The sequence below is a fragment of the Bacillus sp. 196mf genome, assembly GCF_003217275.1.
In the GTDB taxonomy this organism is placed as follows: domain Bacteria; phylum Bacillota; class Bacilli; order Bacillales; family Bacillaceae_G; genus Bacillus_A; species Bacillus_A thuringiensis_S.
The window spans coordinates 78,001-94,532 of record NZ_QJTG01000001.1 but is presented as its reverse complement, the minus strand read 5'-3'; the positions used below and the strand labels follow the sequence as shown (position 1 = coordinate 94,532).

Genomic DNA, 16,532 nt, shown 5'->3' with positions numbered 1-16,532 from the left:
TTTTGTTTCGATCCAAACAAAAATGGTTATTTAGCAAGCGTTCGTTTCTATTCTTTATGTAGTATGTTTGATTCATTTTCGCATGATACATAACGTCGAACAGAAAAACCCCTTCCATCGCGAAGGGGCTATTATCATACGGCTACGCCTACTGATAAACACCATCATCATTTTAACAACTTTCGTATGAATTTTAAAGCACTTTTTGTAGAAGAGTAACGAATTTTCATGTCGAATGCTGTAGATTGGGCTAAAATGCTTTTATAATGTGAAAAAGTCCGAAAACTTTCTTTCCCATGATAACCCCCTAATCCACTACTTCCAACACCCCCAAAAGGTAAATATGGCGTGGCAAGATGGTAGACAACATCATTAATACAGCCTCCACCATATGAAATATTACTCGTCACTTTCTTTTGTACTTCTTTATCTTCCGAAAATACATATAACGCTAATGGCTTCGGATGTTGCTGGATTGTGCCAATTACATCTTCTATATTGTCGTACTCTATGATTGGTAAAATCGGACCAAAAATTTCATCTTCCATAACAGCATCTTGCCATGTAACATCCGCTAGCACTGTCGGTTCAATATGTAATGTATCTTTCTTATAGTTTCCACCAATTACGACTTGACCATCTTGTAAAAATCCACATAATCGTTCAAAATGCCGCTCACTTACAATACGCACGTAATTTTCATTTTGCAAAGGTTCTTTACTATACTGCTCTGTGATTTCATGTCGCAGTGCCTCAACTAGCTGTTCTTTCACGGAAGAATGCACGTACATATAATCAGGCGCTACACATGTCTGCCCTGCATTTAAAAACTTACCCCAAACAATTCTTCTTGCTGTCATCTCTATCTTTGCATCTTTATGTACAATACAAGGACTTTTCCCGCCAAGTTCTAACGTAAGCGGCGTCAACTGTTTCGCTGCTGCTTCCATTACAACTTTTCCAACGCCAACACTACCAGTAAAGAAAATATAATCAATTGGTTCCCTCAGCAAAGATGTACTCTCTTCAACGCCACCTTCTACTACCGCTACAAGCTCTTCTGGGAATAATCCACCTAACATTCTCTTAAGCACTTTTGAAACGCTTGGCGTTAACTCTGACGGCTTTAAAACGATTGTATTTCCAGCTGCAAGTGCTCCTACAAGTGGTGCAATTGCTAATTGAAAAGGATAGTTCCACGGTGCAATAATAAGCGTCACACCATACGGCTCTGGCACTACTTTTCCTTTTGATCCAAAATGAGTGAGTGCTGTTCGAACTCGCTTCGGTTTACTCCACGATGACATATGTTTCAATTGAAAGGAAATTTCTTTTAATACATATCCAACTTCCGTTGTAAACGACTCGTGAACTGACTTATTTAAATCTAATTTCAATGCCTGAAATATTTCTTCTTCAAAACGCTGAATGCCTTCATAAAGCTTCTTCAAATTATTCTTTCTCATTTCGATGCTTCTCGTATGCCCTTTTAAAAAATATTCCTTTTGCCTACTTACAATAGAGGTAATACTCATTCACTCACCTTCTCCCACTATTTTTATCCAATTCTTTCATTATTTATATAGACTTCATATATAACAAATTTCTATTCTTAAAGTTACATTATATATGACTTTTTCAGCTATATAAAATTCATTGCTCACAAAAAAACTACCGAAAGAAAATCTCTCGGTAGTTTCACAGTATTAACGATATAAACGAACAGCACCTGCAGAATTATCATCAGCTTGTCCTACTACTTCAAACTTCAGACCAAGCTTCGGTAAAATACGTCCTGCATCTGGAATCTGTTGATTAATATACGTTTTCGAATCATCAAATTTCGGTACACCCGCTAAGCCATCATACGTATACGTTCCACGCGTTGGAGATACAACTTTCCAAGCTGGCGTTTTATCGAATGAGAATGCAGCATCAGCGATTTGGAATCGTGTACTACTTTCAATTGTCGGTTTACCATTTAAAGTCCCTACAATTGCTTCTGGATGAGAATCAACTACACCAAGGAAACCATGTCCTGGATGTAAACCAACCCAGTTATCTGCGTAAGCTGAGTCTGCATACCATACAACCATACCTGAGTTATATTCTGGACCGCGAGCAAATTTCAATGCGCTATCTGATCCAGTATGGTTTCTCCACTCTACGTAGTAATTATGTTTTTTCTTCTCTGTTCCGCTAGATACAACGAAACCATCTAATTTTAATTGTGGTGTACCTTCTGCATCATCAGAGAATACTACTTTACCATCCACTGTTAATGAAGCATTATCAAGTAGGAAACCATTTAATGCTAAACCACCATCCGTAATGTACTCAAACGTTAATTTTACTTTTTTACCTTTGAATTGACTTAAATCATATGATTTGTCAATCCATTTTCCATTTGTCGAATCTGCATTTCCATTATTTGCTTTCTCGCCAAGTCTTTCAATTAACGTTTTTTGACCATCTTCTGTTACAGCATGTACTTCAAGGAAATCATACTCTGCTTCGATTTCATATAACGATTTGAAATCAAATTTCGCATTCGTTGCATTCGTTAAATCGAACAGTGGTGTTTCTAACGTTGTATGAAGATTGTCACCTTTTGTACTGTAGTAATACTGTTTACCAAATGCTGGTGCAATTGTTTTTACATCTTTATCTGGTAAGTTAACACGAATCATACCTGGACGGTTAGATTTCGTAACACTTTGATCTAAATATGTTGCTAGACCGATACCTTTATTTAATTTCTCGTAATCTACTTCTACGATATTTGCCCAGTTACCACCGATTGTTTTTTGGAAAAACTCTTTATTTTGTGGTGAGAAACTCGTCGGTGTTGTTCCAGCGATTTTACCCGCCCAGCTGCCGCCACTCATAACAGACCAAGCTTGAATTGGCTCACCATGACCCGTATAGTCTGTATCATACTCATCTGGAAGACCTAAATCATGACCATATTCATGCGCGAATACACCAACTGCGCCATCTTCTGGTTCAATTGTGTAGTCGAATGCTGCCATCTTTCCGCCCCAATATGGAACTTTCGCTTGTGTACCTTCAATTGCGAATGGTTTTGGTCCAACTGTCCAGCGATGTGACCAAATTGCATCATCACCTAATTTACCACCGCCAGCTTCTTGTCCAACACCCGCATGAAGAATCATTAAATGATCGATTAAACCGTCAGGTTGATTTTGATTTCCATCACCATTTACATCGTATTGATCGAACTGATCAAACTGTGATAAATCAAGACCGCTATCTACAGCTGCCTTTAATGCATCTTTTACTAGATCACGTGGTCCTTTTGGTCCTTTATTATCATGACCTGTAGCAGCATCTGCACCGTAATCAGCAGCTTTACCAGGAACTGTTAACCATTTTGTAACTGTTCCGTCTACTGTATAACTACCGCCAGATTGCTCTTCGTAATATTGTTTAAACGTTTCGATTTTGCTACCATCCTCTAATGCGAATGGCTCATTACCAAATAACATTTTTTCATAATGTTCTTTGTTAAAATCGTCAGTATACATATAACCAGGTTCTTTATCAATATTGTTATGTTTAAAGTCAGCGTACTCTACAAGTAAAACGAGTACTTTATCTTTACGAACTTCACCGTTATATTCTTTTCCCTTTGCTGGAGAAGTTGGTACTTTACCATTTAGACCACCCTTAACTGGGCCTGTCGCTGCAGGTATCCCTGTTGCTGGCTGATTTAGTTTTTCTTTCGTGTCTGCTTTCGCATCTTTCACTTTCTTTAAAAAGTCAGATGCTTCTTTCGTAAGTTGATCCCCATTTTTTGCTTCTTTCCCAGGATTTTCACCCTTTTTGTTCTCTACATACTTTTCAACAGCTTTCTTTGTTTCTTTCTCTGAAGCTGAAGAATCAATTACCCCACGTTTTTTCAGTGCATCTGCTAAACGTTCTTCTGGAATTAAATGATCATCGACTGGGCTCGTAGCTGTCTTATTCACAGGTGTTTCAGCATATGCAGATTGAGTGCCAGCTCCGAATGAAAGGCCTAATACAGCTGTTAAAGCGATTGATGACAAAACTTTGAACGGTTTCTTGTTCATCCCATATTTCCTCCCCTAATAAATAATATGTATTACAAATTGAATTTTATTAAAAATTCAATATTTTTTCAATATTTAGTCATATTATGTAATGTTTTTAATATATTTGTAAAAATTTCATAGTTAGCATACGAATATATCACAATTCAACAATGTTTTCTGAAAATATTGAAAGTTTTTATCGAACAATTTATAATTTCCATAGAGGGAGTTTAATGGGGATTTTATCTTTGTTTCATCTACAAAATATTTGATAATTCACTATATAAAACACAAAATCCGATTGCATTATCATGTATTCTGTAGCAGCAATTATGACCGATAATTAGGGAGGAATTACATTTGTACAAAGATAAGACAGACGCACTGGATCAAGAATGGATTGATTTAATACTTGAAGCTCTAGATGCCGGTATCGCCATGCAAGACATTGAGCAATTTTTCCAACGTATGAAGCCATCCAGTCAGGCTCAATAGGTTTGTTCTTTTTAACGAAGTTTATGTTATAATAATGACATCATAAGACAACTACATATTGATAGAAAGGTGCGCAAATATGATTGGAGAACGTATAAAACGCCTTCGTTTACAAAAAGGTATTTCATTAACTGAACTTGCCGAAAAAGCTGGCGTTGCTAAATCTTACATTAGTTCTATAGAACGAAATTTACAAAAAAACCCTTCCATTCAGTTTCTTGAAAAAATCGCAGCAGTTCTACAAATTCCAGTTGATACTTTACTTCATGATGAAACAACAAAGGAAACTAACCTAGACTCCGAATGGACACAACTCGTTAAAGATGCAATGAACTCTGGTGTCTCCAAAGAACAATTTCGTGAATTTCTTGAATTTACAAAGTGGAAGCAAAATCAAAAATAATAATAGAAAGAAGTGCTTACAACCAGCACTTCTTTTTCTTTATAAAAAAAAGCGGGAATACCCGCTTTTTTATTATTTTTCTTCCCCAGCTTCTTGGTTAGCATTGAATGTCCATTCTAAATTCAATGTATCACCTTGGAAGATATTTTGGTCTTTTCCGTCATCTACAAATTCAAATTGCACCCATAGATAATCCTCTGTACCAGCTGCTAATCCACCCTTTTCTCCCCACTCAGGAGCAAAGATGTCTTTAGCTAAAAGATCTGGATCCACATTTTGTAAGTCTGCTAAAGTTGTTTCGTATACAGGCTCACTTTGTTTATCCCAGTTCCAAAGGAATTTTACTTTAACGTGCTTACCAAAGTCTTCACCAGCATTATCACCTTTTGCATCTTTAACAGTATACTTTGTTGCTAATTTAACGTCTTTAATAGTTAACGAACCGCTGTTTTGTAATAAGAACTCTTTCTTAACAGAATCCCCTGGTTTTAAATCTTTAATATCTACAAGCGTCTTAGGGTTTAATGTAAGGTCTAACGTCCCAGCTGCAAATGTATTGTTTGATACTTCTTTATCGCTAAAGAATGCAAATGTTCCTCCACCAATTAAAGCTAACCCCAATGCTGCTGATGCAACTCCCATACCTAATTTCTTTTTCAGACTCACAATCAATTCCCCCTAGCTTTTTTTTATATTTTTATCACTTATTTTTCAATAAGAGATGTAAAGAAAACTATATTAGCTTAGCTAATATGTGTTCTTTTTTAAAAACCTTATGTTCATTATAACGAACAAACCTATATAAACACAACACATATTTATTAATATTTTCAGTTATTTTTATTTCTCAATATTATTTAGACTTTTCAGAAAAACGAATGATGATTTATATCTTTTTTCACACTCAAATCATTTAATACTATAAGAAAAAAGAAAAATAAAGAAGTGAGGGCTAACGTTCCCTCACACTCGTATAAATATTACTAGTCTTACTTATTCGTTCACTCTCTCTTACACCACATTCTTGTTTTCTGACTGTTTCACTAAAGCAGTTACTCCGCTTTCTTTTGCTCTTCTACTTTTTTCTGTTCTTCTACTTTCTTCTGTTCTTCGGCTTTCTTTTGTTCTTCTACTTTCTTTTGTTCTTCGGCTTTCTTCTGTTCTTCTACTTTCTTTTGTTCTTCTACTTTCTTCTGTTCTTCGGCTTTCTTCTGTTCTTCTGCTTTCTTCTGTTCTTCTACTTTCTTCTGTTCTTCTACTTTCTTTTGTCCTTCCGCTTCAATTGCAACGTTTAATTGTTGCTGAAGAGCCTGAATTTGCTCATCAATAGCTTTCAAGCTAATTTCTTTCTCAATATAGTCACGTTTCTCTTTGATACTGCGAAAGCCTTCATTTACATATACGGACACTTGCTGCATCGACTCATCTTTATTTACCTTTAATTCTTCTTGTATTTGATTGTAAGGAGCTTCTATTTCAGTATATACATTTTGCAGAGCTTCCTTCTCAGCAACAATTTTCTCACGCCCTTGTTGCCATACAGAAATCGCCTGTTTTATTTCTTCAATAGAAGTTGCTTTCGATTTTCCCTTCATCGTTCCATACTCACGCTCAATAAACTGTTTATGTTTCTCAGATTGCTCTTTTAACGTATTAACTGTTTTCGGAAATATAATTGCTGTAGAAAACGTCGCTTCTACTTTCGTTTCATGAATGAACGCCGCTTCTGTATGCGTCATAATTTGAGATCCTAAATAAAACGTAATAGAACACATACACGGCAATATAAGCATCTTTTTAAAATTACGCGGTCTTTTCAGCATCTTAATCTCTCCCATCGAACATTACGTTCTTTATACAGAACATTATCTATATTATAGTAAAGAACTATTAAAATTGATAGACAAATACTAGAAAAATAGAAAAAGGGCTATCCATGTGATAGCCCTTTTTGTTATTATCTTTCTTCACCTGCTGTTTGTTGTGCATCAAACGTCCAATTTAATTGTAACTTATCGCCTTGGAATTGATTTTGATCTTTTCCATTATCAACGAACTCAAATTTCACTTTGAATTTATCAGATTTACCTGCTGAAATACCTTTTTCATCCCAGAACCAAGCCGATAAATCATTATCTACAGCTGTAAGTGTGTCACCTTTTAATTTATCTAAAGTGGTTTGTTTCACAATTGTCTCATGCTTATCTACATTTTTTAAGAATGTTACTTTAATATGTTTACCAAAATCATCTTTATTATCTTTCTTTACATCTTCTACATTATAATCTGTTTTCAGTAAAACCTTTTTAATATCTAAAGAGCCTTTATTTTCTAGTTTAAATTCTTTTTCAATTGTATCCCCAGGTTTTAAATTCGATACGTTAACAACTGTTGATGGATTTAATGCTAAATCCAGTGTCCCAGCCGCAAATGTATTGTTTGACACTTCTTTATCACTGAAAAATGCAAATGTTCCTCCACCAACTAACGCTGCTCCTAGTACTGCTGATGTAATACCCATTCCTAATTTTTTCTTTAAAGTCATGTCCATATCCCCTTAATATATATATTTGTTAACTTCCTAAACGGAAAGTATAACCAAACGAACTAGACGGATTGTTCTACTTTTTTATCTTTCTTTTCTCCGTCAATGCTACGAATAGCCCCAAAAATAGAAATCGCGGAATATCCAAGTAAAAAGACTCCTGGAATAATAAGAAGTAATGCTGCTCCCGCTTTTGAATTCGCATAATTCAGTAAATAACCAACGTACGGAACTGTAATATCTGCATACTTTCCAACTACATTTTCTGCAAGTACTGGCTCTAAATCTGGTCCGTTGTTGTTATCCCCTTTTGTTTCATACATTACTTTTCCATTTGTATCTTTCACACCGATAATACGGTGAGTGATAATTTTTTGATCTTTCTCTTTAAAGGTAATAACATCACCTTTTTGATATTTAGAACCATCTTTGTTTGGTTCTATTGCAATGATTGATCCTGTTAAAAACGTCGGCTCCATTGATCCTGAAAGAACGCTCTTAAATTGATATCCCATCACTGTCGGATCACCACCGCTCGCTTTTGAAGAAATAACTACAAAAGCTAAAAAAACCATCAATGCAAATAAAACAAATGAGATCGCGTTGCTAATTACCTTCCAAATTAATTTCATCGTCTCTCTCCCTCTCCGTTGTTTTATATTATTTGAAGTATGCAATATCCATTATGTTCTTTAACAAGAACACAAGTAAATGATATAACGAACTTTAAGTTATTGCAATAAGAAAATTTACAATTATTAGTTATTTAAAGTATAAAAAAAAGACTGTGCCAAAATTTCACACAATCTTTTTATTAGTAATTTATTTACCTTCTGATTTCATTCCTTTTGTATTTCGGCGCAACACTACATATAAAATTGCCCCAAATAATACAATCGCACCTATCCCAACACTTATTACTTTAACATTTGAGTCTTTTACTTCAGGCATAGTTGTATCTTTTTTAGGCATCGCAAAAGTGACATCTTCTGTTGAAAGAACATTTACCGTCGCAATTGTTTGATTATTTTTCGTAATATCAACTGCACCAACTACCTCACCACGATGTATTCCTTTATGATATAAAGATTCTTTATCTAATGAAGCCGCCCGGAAAATAGTTTTCACATTTTTTCCTTCATCTTTCTTAAGCATAAGCTCCGCACTTTGTTCCAACTCAGAATTAACATCTTTATTTAAATATGTTGTTTTTTGATGCCAATTATGTTTATCCAGCACCATTTGCTTCGTAAATTGACCGAAAGAATATTCCGCCATCTGCTTCAAATCTTCATAAATTTCAGGTCTTTGAGAAGCCATTACTACGCTTATAATACGGTTTCCATCTTTCTCATTTAATAAAACAAGCGTATTACGCGCTTCATTCGTAAACCCTGTCTTACCGCCAATGCTATATGGATTTTCAAAAAAATTAGATTTATTAAAAATAGACACCGTCTGCCTAGACGTCGTAACTGTCGTTCTTTTCGTATTCATCGCTTGTAAAATTTCAGGATACTTTTGCACACCCTTCGTAATCATAGCCATATCATACGGCGTCGTATAATGGTTCGGATCATGCAGTCCATTCGGTGTTACAAAGTGGCTATCTTTCGCCCCTAATTGCTTCGCTTTCTCATTCATCATATTAGCGAAATTCTCAACACTCCCGCCAATCCGCTCCGCAATCGCATACGACACATCATTCGCACTCAGCACCATTAAAATCATAAGCGCAGTATTTCTATTAATTGTCTCTCCAGGTTGAAACTCAATTTGATAATTACTCTTCTCTTGATCTAATGCTAATTGTGAAAATGTAAATTGATCCTCTGGCTTTGTATGCTCCATGAGTAAAATCGCTGTTAACACCTTCGTCGTACTAGCAGGATATGCTCGGTGATATGCGTTTTTGTCATACATAACATCTCCTGTTTTCGCATCAATTGTCGTTGCAAACTGACTAAAAACATTCGGTCCTTCTGCAGGTGGTGGTGCAACTTGTTCTGGATTTACTCCAATATTCGTCTCAGCACGCAATGTCATAGGTGTCAACAAAAACAAACAAATAACTGTAATAAAAACCAAAATTTTCTTAAAATTTACCATATGACTCTCCCTTTTCCATTTACTCCTCTAACAAAATAAGAAATCTACCAATCATATGTAATTTGTATTAAACTGGAAGAATTTTCACTATTTTTTACTATATCATATTTTTACGATAAAGAACATAAATATACAATAAAAATAAGAAGGAATTACTCTTTCTTATCCTTCTCATCTATCAACGAATCTATTAACTTTTGACTAGCTTCCTCGGGCGTAATCTCATCGGTTATCCCCATAAACGACCAACCTTTAGAATCAACCCACTCAACAAACTCTTGTAAAAATTCATCATGTGTAACATCCACATCAAGAATCGAGCCATTAATCGAAATCGTTCTATTTTTAGACACGCGCATCTTGAACGTTTTTCTTACCATTACAACTTTTCTCCCTCTACTTCTGAATATTTATAAAGTGAAACTTTCATCAACCCTCACCAATCGGACTTTTACGGCCATCCCGACCCCAACCTAACTTCTTTACTTTTGCTAAATTTCGAGGTAAGGGATCTTACTGCCCGCAAATAGCGAGATAAAATAATCATGTATCTCTGTTATACATGATTTTCAGTAAATTGTAAAAAGGATATATTGGCCAATTTAAATAGCAAAAATGAAAATCTCTTACCTACGTAAACGTAATACGACATACAATCGCTCATAAATTATTAAATAAATCCATAAAAATATACACTTTAAAACATAATTGAGTAAGCCATTCTAGTCTTTTGGAAGATATTATCTAAAATAGTATACTAAACGGATAAAGGATATTTGAATAAAGAAACTGAGGCTTTCTATTTAGCTGGACTCTTAAGTTGTAGACTTAGAGACTGATGCCGGAATTCATATTTAATTTCTATTTCTGTACATAATATCGTAAGAAAGAAGGTAGTACTGTGAAAACAACAGAAAATTTTACTGACAGGGCCGATATATATGCAAAATATCGCCCTAGTTATCCTAATGAATATATTGATTACTTGCTTTCAGCTAACCAACTGAAAGGAAATCGGATTGTGGCTGATATTGGTTCAGGTACGGGGATATTTAGCCACCAGCTGCTTGAAAGTGGTTTACATGTTATTGGAGTTGAGCCAAATGATGATATGAGAAAGATGGCTGAGCAATCGTTAAAACTATATTCTCGTTTTCAATCCATAAAAGCAACTGCTGAAAATACCACTTTAAAAGAAAATAGTGTAGATTTAGTAACTGTTGCCCAAGCATTTCATTGGTTTGATAAAGAGGCTTTCAAAATCGAATGCCAACGAATTTTAAAACAAAAAGCAAATGTTGCACTTGTTTGGAATAGTAGAGGTTTAACTAGTCCACTTATTAAAGAGAATGCAGAAATTTGCCAGAAAACCTGTCCAAACTTTAAAGGCTTTAGCGGTGGAATAGATGAAACTCCAGAAGTATTTAACAACTTTTTTAAAGATGGAAAGTATGATTTTAAAGAATATCAAAATGATTTACTTTTTGATTATGAAGGGTTTTTGGGAAGGAATTTATCAGCATCTTATGCTCCGAAAGAAAATGACGAACAGTATAAAAATTTTATTTTTCTCCTATCAGAGCTATTCGAAAAATACAGTAAAAACGGAAAAATTATTCTCCCGAATTTAACACGAAGCTATCTAGGCAATGTATAAACAGCCTGATACAAAGAGACTTTGAACGGAATTAAAACAAGCCTAGCCCCTTCCTGAATGTAGAACGAGGTTAGGCTTGTTTTGCATTTTACCACATCAAATTCAAATGACTTTCGTACAATAAAGTAGAATATATTAGAAAACACCTTAAACTGAGGAGGAACTCAATGGCGCGTTGTACGTATTGTAAAACGAAATGGAAAGTAAAAGACGTATGGTCGATACTCTTGGCATTTGAAAAAGATTGTCCGTATTGTTTTGGGAGGCAATATCTATCAAAGAAAACAGTGAACGCTATGCCAGAACTTATAAGCTTACCTTTACACTTCTTGTTACCTTTTCTTGTTGATTTGAGTGATGAAGGTCCTTTCGATTGGTATCGGAAATAATATAACCTCTACATCCAAAGACTACTTTCTACTAAATTCGCTTCTCATCATTATCCCTTCATACATTACTCTCATAATCGCTTATACTTTCCCTTTTAAAGATCCCATAGCTCAACAGGAAGAGCGTCCCCTGAACAAATTTTATCAATTATGACTAAAAAAAACAGTGATATATGTATACTGTTAAACATAAAAAATTAGCATTAGGTTCCAATTAAATATTAATTGAAACCCAACACTACTTGTATTCTGTAATTCAGAATACAAGTAGTGGTTTTTATTATGCATTTTTGCATACAGGATTATTTTCTCTTGTAAATAGATAATAATGGTATATAATAAAACCAATGTTTTACCAATAAAAGGTAATAAAAAGTAGTGGGATAAGCAATTAACCAAACGTATTAACAGATTTGTTCTATGTAAATCATGATACATATATGGAATCAAAACTATGAAATTTTATGTAGAGATTAGATTACTACAAGATGAAAGATTCATAGCGAATGCACTCGAGGAAAAAAGTGTTCGATTAGATTAATGTTATAAAACTACTTAATGTGATATCTATCGAACGAATTGAAAATATACTTAGGGGGAATTTTAAGTGAAAGCATTTGGTAAAGTATTATTAACAGGAGCTTTAACTTTAGGCGGTTTAACAGCTATGAACATTGATACACCGAAGGCAAATGCTGACGGAGCAAGCGAGTTCTGTCGTTATATTTGTGGTCCTAGCGAAACGTTGAATGGTTTCACAATTCAATTACACGCTACAGAGTACAGCTACGGCCAAAATATGATTGCAAAAATCACAAATGATAGAGCTGAAGATGTGCGCTATCGTGTAACTATTGAAAAGAAATGGGCAAGTGGCTGGGGTTACTATGAAACTGACTTCAATTTCGGCTCCGAATTACCAGCTGGAACAAACGAAGAATTTTACAATACAACTGGTTGGGGTGGACAACTTCCAGAAAACGGGGAATATCGTTACAAAGTTAAAATTACAAATGCTGACGGTTCTGTAGATACAATTTATACAGCTTCAATGACACTTACAGGAAGATAGCTCATGAACGAGCTCCATTATTTATACTTGTATTTTTGATGATATCATTGATAATTGCAGTGATATTATTATTATTGAAATAAGCTCTTCGGGGCTTATTTTTTATATACAAATTGGAATGATAACATTCAGAAAATTACATCTTTACACTATTAAAGTTTGTTGCTATTATAGGAATACATCAAATGTTACAATATTCAATAAATTATACAAATCCTCCAATTACACGAATGAAATGAAAACACATTGCTGATGGTAACATTTATAGTTGGGATCCCGTAGCTCAGCAGGGAGAGCGCCACCTTGACAGGGTGGAGGTCGTGAGTTCGAGCCTCTCCGGGGTCATATCCTTTTGTATCAACTGTTGATAATTTCATATTTTGACCAAAACTAACGGTGAGTACCGCTCAAGTTTTGATTGAAACTCCTCCTTTAACTCTAAATGAGAATGAAGGAGGGTTTTTTATGTCTTTAACATACTTCACTGAAAAAGAAATCGTAAAAAAACGACAACCTCACAAACGAAAAACTAGCAAAATTTCAAAAGAAGATTCTGTTGAGCGTGTATTTAACCGTTTCATTGATGCAAAAGTGAAACAAAACCTACGCCCCAAATCATTGAATCAATTCCTTCTTATGTTTAATAGTATAAAAGCATTTCATGAAACACAAAATGCTCAAACATTCTATATGACCGACATTACAACAAACTTCATTTCCGACTGGGTCTACTGGTTAAAAAATGAATATGTACGCTTTGATGGTCATGCTTACGTGCCTGAAAGTGCTCAAACTGTTGGATTAGCTGATGAAACTATCTCCAGTAGGATTAAACGTTTGAAAACATTCATCAATTGGTGTTTACGCCAAGAAATCATCAGTAAAAATCCATTTAATAAATTCGAGGGATTTCGTAAAGATAACACACGAATTGATATTCTCTCAGTTGATGAATTAAACAACTTATTGAAAGTGGCGAAATCATATTCCAATAAGAGTTTCAAGCATTTTCGTGACTATGTATTATTACACCTTCTCATTGATGGAATGTTTCGTATAACCGAAGCATTGTTGTTATCACCATCAAATATTGACCATACAAACCGAGCGGTAATTATACAATCAAATAACGCCAAATCACGAAAATCTCGTACCGTCCCATTATCGAATAAAACCTATCGTTTGCTTATGCAATTGCTAGAAGAAAATGAAGCATTTGAAGGCGATGTTGATGATTTAATCTTCCTATCATTGAGCGGGCGTATGTTAAGCAAAAACAATGTGTTACGTGATATGCGAAAATATGCAATTGAAGCCAAAATTAAAAAGCGATTCTATTTACATTTAATACGTCATTCAGCTGCTACTCATTATTTATCATCTTCTGGTGATGTTGAATCCTTACGAAAAATCCTTGGACATGCTGATTTACGAACGGTTCTTATATACAGTCATTTGGCAGATAGTACTGTTCAAGAGAAACATGCGACTTATGGATTCTTTGGAAGTGAAAATGTAATCAATCGTAAGCGAAATAATAAAAGGAAATAAAAATAAAACCGTCTACTCCCCCACCGACCAAAGTTTGGGAATAAACGGTTCACCACAAATCCGTGAAGGACTTGCTATGTATTTTAATTGTAGCAAAGTTTCTTCTCCATGAAAAGGAGAATACTTATGTGTATTAAAAGCGACATTAATTACATTCAGAAACGTTTGCTTGAACGACTGAACGTTAAAACTGGATCCACTTTATTTACTATTATCGAAGCAATTTCTCAACAAGCGTACGCAAAAGCTTTGTTTGTAGTATCACAAAAGAATTCTACATTAGCAATTAAATGTGATGTTACCGCTTCTACAATTTCACGCAACCTAAAGAAAATTAAAGACAAATGCGCTGATTTAATTCAAATTGAACAAAATCGTAATGTATCGGAACAATTCGCTTCATTAGTATTTACGTTCATTCCACAAGCCAACTGTAAAGAAAATTTACAGTTAAATGATGAATGTCAAACGGATATGTCAAACGGAGGAAGTCAATGATGATACGGTATGCCATGATATTGCTGAATCGCCTTCTAGAAGTTTTTCTAATCATTCCGAAGTATATATTTCTAATCAAAATAAAGTTATAAATACTAGTACTGTTAACAAAGAAGATGTTATACAAAACGATATTATTCACGAGGAATATGTATTTGCAAGTGAAAATGGAATCAGCAAAAAGATGTTCTTCAAGGTCATTGATGAAATCAAAAATAAAAATAACATCAGCAATTTAAAAGCGTATATCCGTGGAGCAATTAACAACATAATCAATCACATATCATTCCGTAATGGAACACGTAAATATAAAAATCCCATGAATCAATTGTTTTATGCTTGGTTGAATGATGACGGACACGAAACGGTATAAATTTTGAATTTCTATTAATACTTTTATAAATAATTGCCGTTTGCTGTCCGTGAAAAGATATGTATATACAGCAAGAAGCCACGTACCAAATGAACGATACGTGGTTATAATGAGCAATGTAATTTAAAAATTATAAGAGAATGTGAAAAATGAAATCGTGTTTTCACCTACCTTTCATAATACTATTATATTGTGTTTATTTTCAGTGTAAGGAAAGAAATCAAAAAAAATAAAGCTCATTAATCAATAAATACAATGAGCTTTATATGATAAAATTTCTATTTTACTAATTTTTTTATAATTCCTTATCTTCTTTGAAATATTCAATAGCATTACTATTTTTATACCAAAATACACAAAATTCATATAGTATATTATACATATTTATATTAGGACGGTGACAATCAAATGAACTTATGCCATTTATCCATAAGAGAAACAAACAAATTATATGCTACCATGAAAATAGCACAAGAACTTGGTATCAAAATTCAAGAAGAAACCCTAACAGAACTTATGCTTATTGACTTAAAATTTCACATTGAGAAGATGGGTTTGAATACTATTATAAAACATTGCAATAAATCGGAGGAATTTGAGTTAGGTACAGATTTTCTATGGTTTGTAGGCTCTAATAAGAAAAAAAGTTGGGTTGCCTTTCGTATACAAGCAAAAAAACTCAGAGAGAACCAAAAGTATTTCCTAAAACACAATTATAAAAATGCCACAGGAAGTGGATCTATTACTAGACAAGTCGATAAATTAATAGAAAATTCAGAGAAAAATAATTTAGGAGATACAAGAAGTATTAGAGCGATTCCAATCTACTGTTTTTATAATTGCTTAAATGATGAGACTTTAAGCAAAGTAACATATTTAAATCAGTTCCCACATATTCCATTAAACAAAAAAGCTTTAAGCTTTACCTATACATGTGCATACCATGTCCAATCCTTATTAAACCAGCCACATTCTAAAAAGCGTGGGACAACCAAAAATACCTTTTCTTTCAACGAATTGAAAGGTATTCCAATCTACACCCTTTTTTGCTCAAACGATTGCAATAAATCCTTAGCCCGTAGTTTATACGACACTTATCATCATTATCATTCTACGTTTTTCAAAAGTAGAAACAATGGGTGGGATTTTTTCTTCAAGGACTCTACTTATAATTTTACTAAACTCCCTTCCTATGTTGAATCCTTAATTAACAATACCAAAGACACTTTAGAAGAATATGATAGGAAAAACCTCCCTTCCTACATAATGGTTACTTATGAAGATTAATATCACAACCTAAAATAAAAAGACAGAGCACAATGTATCAGTTCTCTGTCTTTTATATAAATCACCTATTTTTATAT

17 protein-coding genes and 1 tRNA gene are annotated in these 16,532 nt (G+C 34.1%); 10 read left to right on the top strand and 8 right to left on the bottom strand.

Going from position 1 to position 16,532, the window contains the following annotated elements; all coding sequences use genetic code 11:
• Positions 1 to 167 precede the first annotated feature (167 nt).
• A complete protein-coding gene (locus tag ATL10_RS00500) occupies positions 168 to 1,535 on the bottom strand; it encodes an aldehyde dehydrogenase (protein WP_110496230.1) in 1,368 nt (455 codons plus the stop codon).
• A 171-nt stretch (positions 1,536 to 1,706) separates the two neighbouring features.
• On the bottom strand, positions 1,707 to 4,094 hold the full coding sequence (inhA1, locus tag ATL10_RS00495) for a M6 family metalloprotease immune inhibitor InhA1 (RefSeq protein WP_110496228.1): 2,388 nt from the start codon (positions 4,092 to 4,094) through the stop codon (positions 1,707 to 1,709).
• Positions 4,095 to 4,436: 342 nt separating this feature from the next.
• Here inhA1 and ATL10_RS00490 point away from each other — a divergent pair, with 342 nt between their 5' ends.
• Both ATL10_RS00490 and ATL10_RS00485 read left to right on the top strand, forming a co-directional pair.
• Positions 4,437 to 4,571: an anti-repressor SinI family protein gene (locus ATL10_RS00490; protein ID WP_000276219.1), complete on the top strand. Its 135-nt coding sequence runs from the start codon at positions 4,437 to 4,439 to the stop codon at positions 4,569 to 4,571.
• A gap of 79 nt (positions 4,572 to 4,650) precedes the next feature.
• On the top strand, positions 4,651 to 4,974 hold the full coding sequence (locus ATL10_RS00485; protein ID WP_000578885.1) for a helix-turn-helix domain-containing protein: 324 nt from the start codon (positions 4,651 to 4,653) through the stop codon (positions 4,972 to 4,974).
• A gap of 72 nt (positions 4,975 to 5,046) precedes the next feature.
• On the opposite strand, the gene calY is transcribed toward ATL10_RS00485, so the two are convergent.
• From calY to ATL10_RS00455, 6 genes are all read right to left on the bottom strand, one after another.
• Positions 5,047 to 5,640 (bottom strand): biofilm matrix protein CalY, encoded by a 594-nt coding sequence (calY, locus tag ATL10_RS00480; protein WP_000053715.1) that lies wholly within the window; start codon positions 5,638 to 5,640, stop codon positions 5,047 to 5,049.
• Between the two features lie 386 nt (positions 5,641 to 6,026).
• Positions 6,027 to 6,812: a DUF4047 domain-containing protein gene (locus tag ATL10_RS00475; RefSeq protein WP_110496226.1), complete on the bottom strand. Its 786-nt coding sequence runs from the start codon at positions 6,810 to 6,812 to the stop codon at positions 6,027 to 6,029.
• Positions 6,813 to 6,931: 119 nt separating this feature from the next.
• Positions 6,932 to 7,519, bottom strand: coding sequence for a CalY family protein (locus ATL10_RS00470; protein ID WP_000172852.1), 588 nt, complete (start codon positions 7,517 to 7,519; stop codon positions 6,932 to 6,934).
• A gap of 62 nt (positions 7,520 to 7,581) precedes the next feature.
• Positions 7,582 to 8,151, bottom strand: coding sequence for a signal peptidase I SipW (sipW, locus tag ATL10_RS00465; protein WP_000767802.1), 570 nt, complete (start codon positions 8,149 to 8,151; stop codon positions 7,582 to 7,584).
• A gap of 190 nt (positions 8,152 to 8,341) precedes the next feature.
• On the bottom strand, positions 8,342 to 9,628 hold the full coding sequence (locus ATL10_RS00460; RefSeq protein ID WP_016513126.1) for a D-alanyl-D-alanine carboxypeptidase family protein: 1,287 nt from the start codon (positions 9,626 to 9,628) through the stop codon (positions 8,342 to 8,344).
• A 152-nt stretch (positions 9,629 to 9,780) separates the two neighbouring features.
• On the bottom strand, positions 9,781 to 10,008 hold the full coding sequence (locus ATL10_RS00455) for a hypothetical protein (RefSeq protein ID WP_000251856.1): 228 nt from the start codon (positions 10,006 to 10,008) through the stop codon (positions 9,781 to 9,783).
• Between the two features lie 521 nt (positions 10,009 to 10,529).
• Between ATL10_RS00455 and ATL10_RS00450 the strand changes: the two genes are divergently transcribed.
• The 8 genes from ATL10_RS00450 (at position 10,530) to ATL10_RS00420 (ending at position 16,455) form a co-directional block, all read left to right on the top strand.
• Complete coding sequence (locus tag ATL10_RS00450; RefSeq protein ID WP_098851124.1) at positions 10,530 to 11,285, top strand: class I SAM-dependent methyltransferase; 756 nt, start codon at positions 10,530 to 10,532, stop codon at positions 11,283 to 11,285.
• A gap of 167 nt (positions 11,286 to 11,452) precedes the next feature.
• Positions 11,453 to 11,674 (top strand): hypothetical protein, encoded by a 222-nt coding sequence (locus tag ATL10_RS00445; protein ID WP_098836228.1) that lies wholly within the window; start codon positions 11,453 to 11,455, stop codon positions 11,672 to 11,674.
• A gap of 607 nt (positions 11,675 to 12,281) precedes the next feature.
• Positions 12,282 to 12,746, top strand: coding sequence for a hypothetical protein (locus ATL10_RS00440; RefSeq protein WP_090975860.1), 465 nt, complete (start codon positions 12,282 to 12,284; stop codon positions 12,744 to 12,746).
• Positions 12,747 to 13,018: 272 nt separating this feature from the next.
• Positions 13,019 to 13,091, top strand: a tRNA-Val gene (locus ATL10_RS00435).
• A 120-nt stretch (positions 13,092 to 13,211) separates the two neighbouring features.
• Entirely contained in the window at positions 13,212 to 14,297 is a 1,086-nt protein-coding gene (locus ATL10_RS00430; RefSeq protein ID WP_258375759.1) for a tyrosine-type recombinase/integrase, read from the top strand.
• Positions 14,298 to 14,423: 126 nt separating this feature from the next.
• A complete protein-coding gene (locus ATL10_RS32155; RefSeq protein WP_346763351.1) occupies positions 14,424 to 14,795 on the top strand; it encodes a hypothetical protein in 372 nt (123 codons plus the stop codon).
• Complete coding sequence (locus tag ATL10_RS32150; protein WP_346763350.1) at positions 14,755 to 15,168, top strand: hypothetical protein; 414 nt, start codon at positions 14,755 to 14,757, stop codon at positions 15,166 to 15,168. The genes ATL10_RS32155 and ATL10_RS32150 overlap by 41 nt, the downstream gene beginning before the upstream one ends.
• 408 nt (positions 15,169 to 15,576) lie before the next feature.
• Positions 15,577 to 16,455 (top strand): DUF6615 family protein, encoded by an 879-nt coding sequence (locus tag ATL10_RS00420; RefSeq protein WP_074532153.1) that lies wholly within the window; start codon positions 15,577 to 15,579, stop codon positions 16,453 to 16,455.
• Positions 16,456 to 16,532 lie beyond the last annotated feature (77 nt).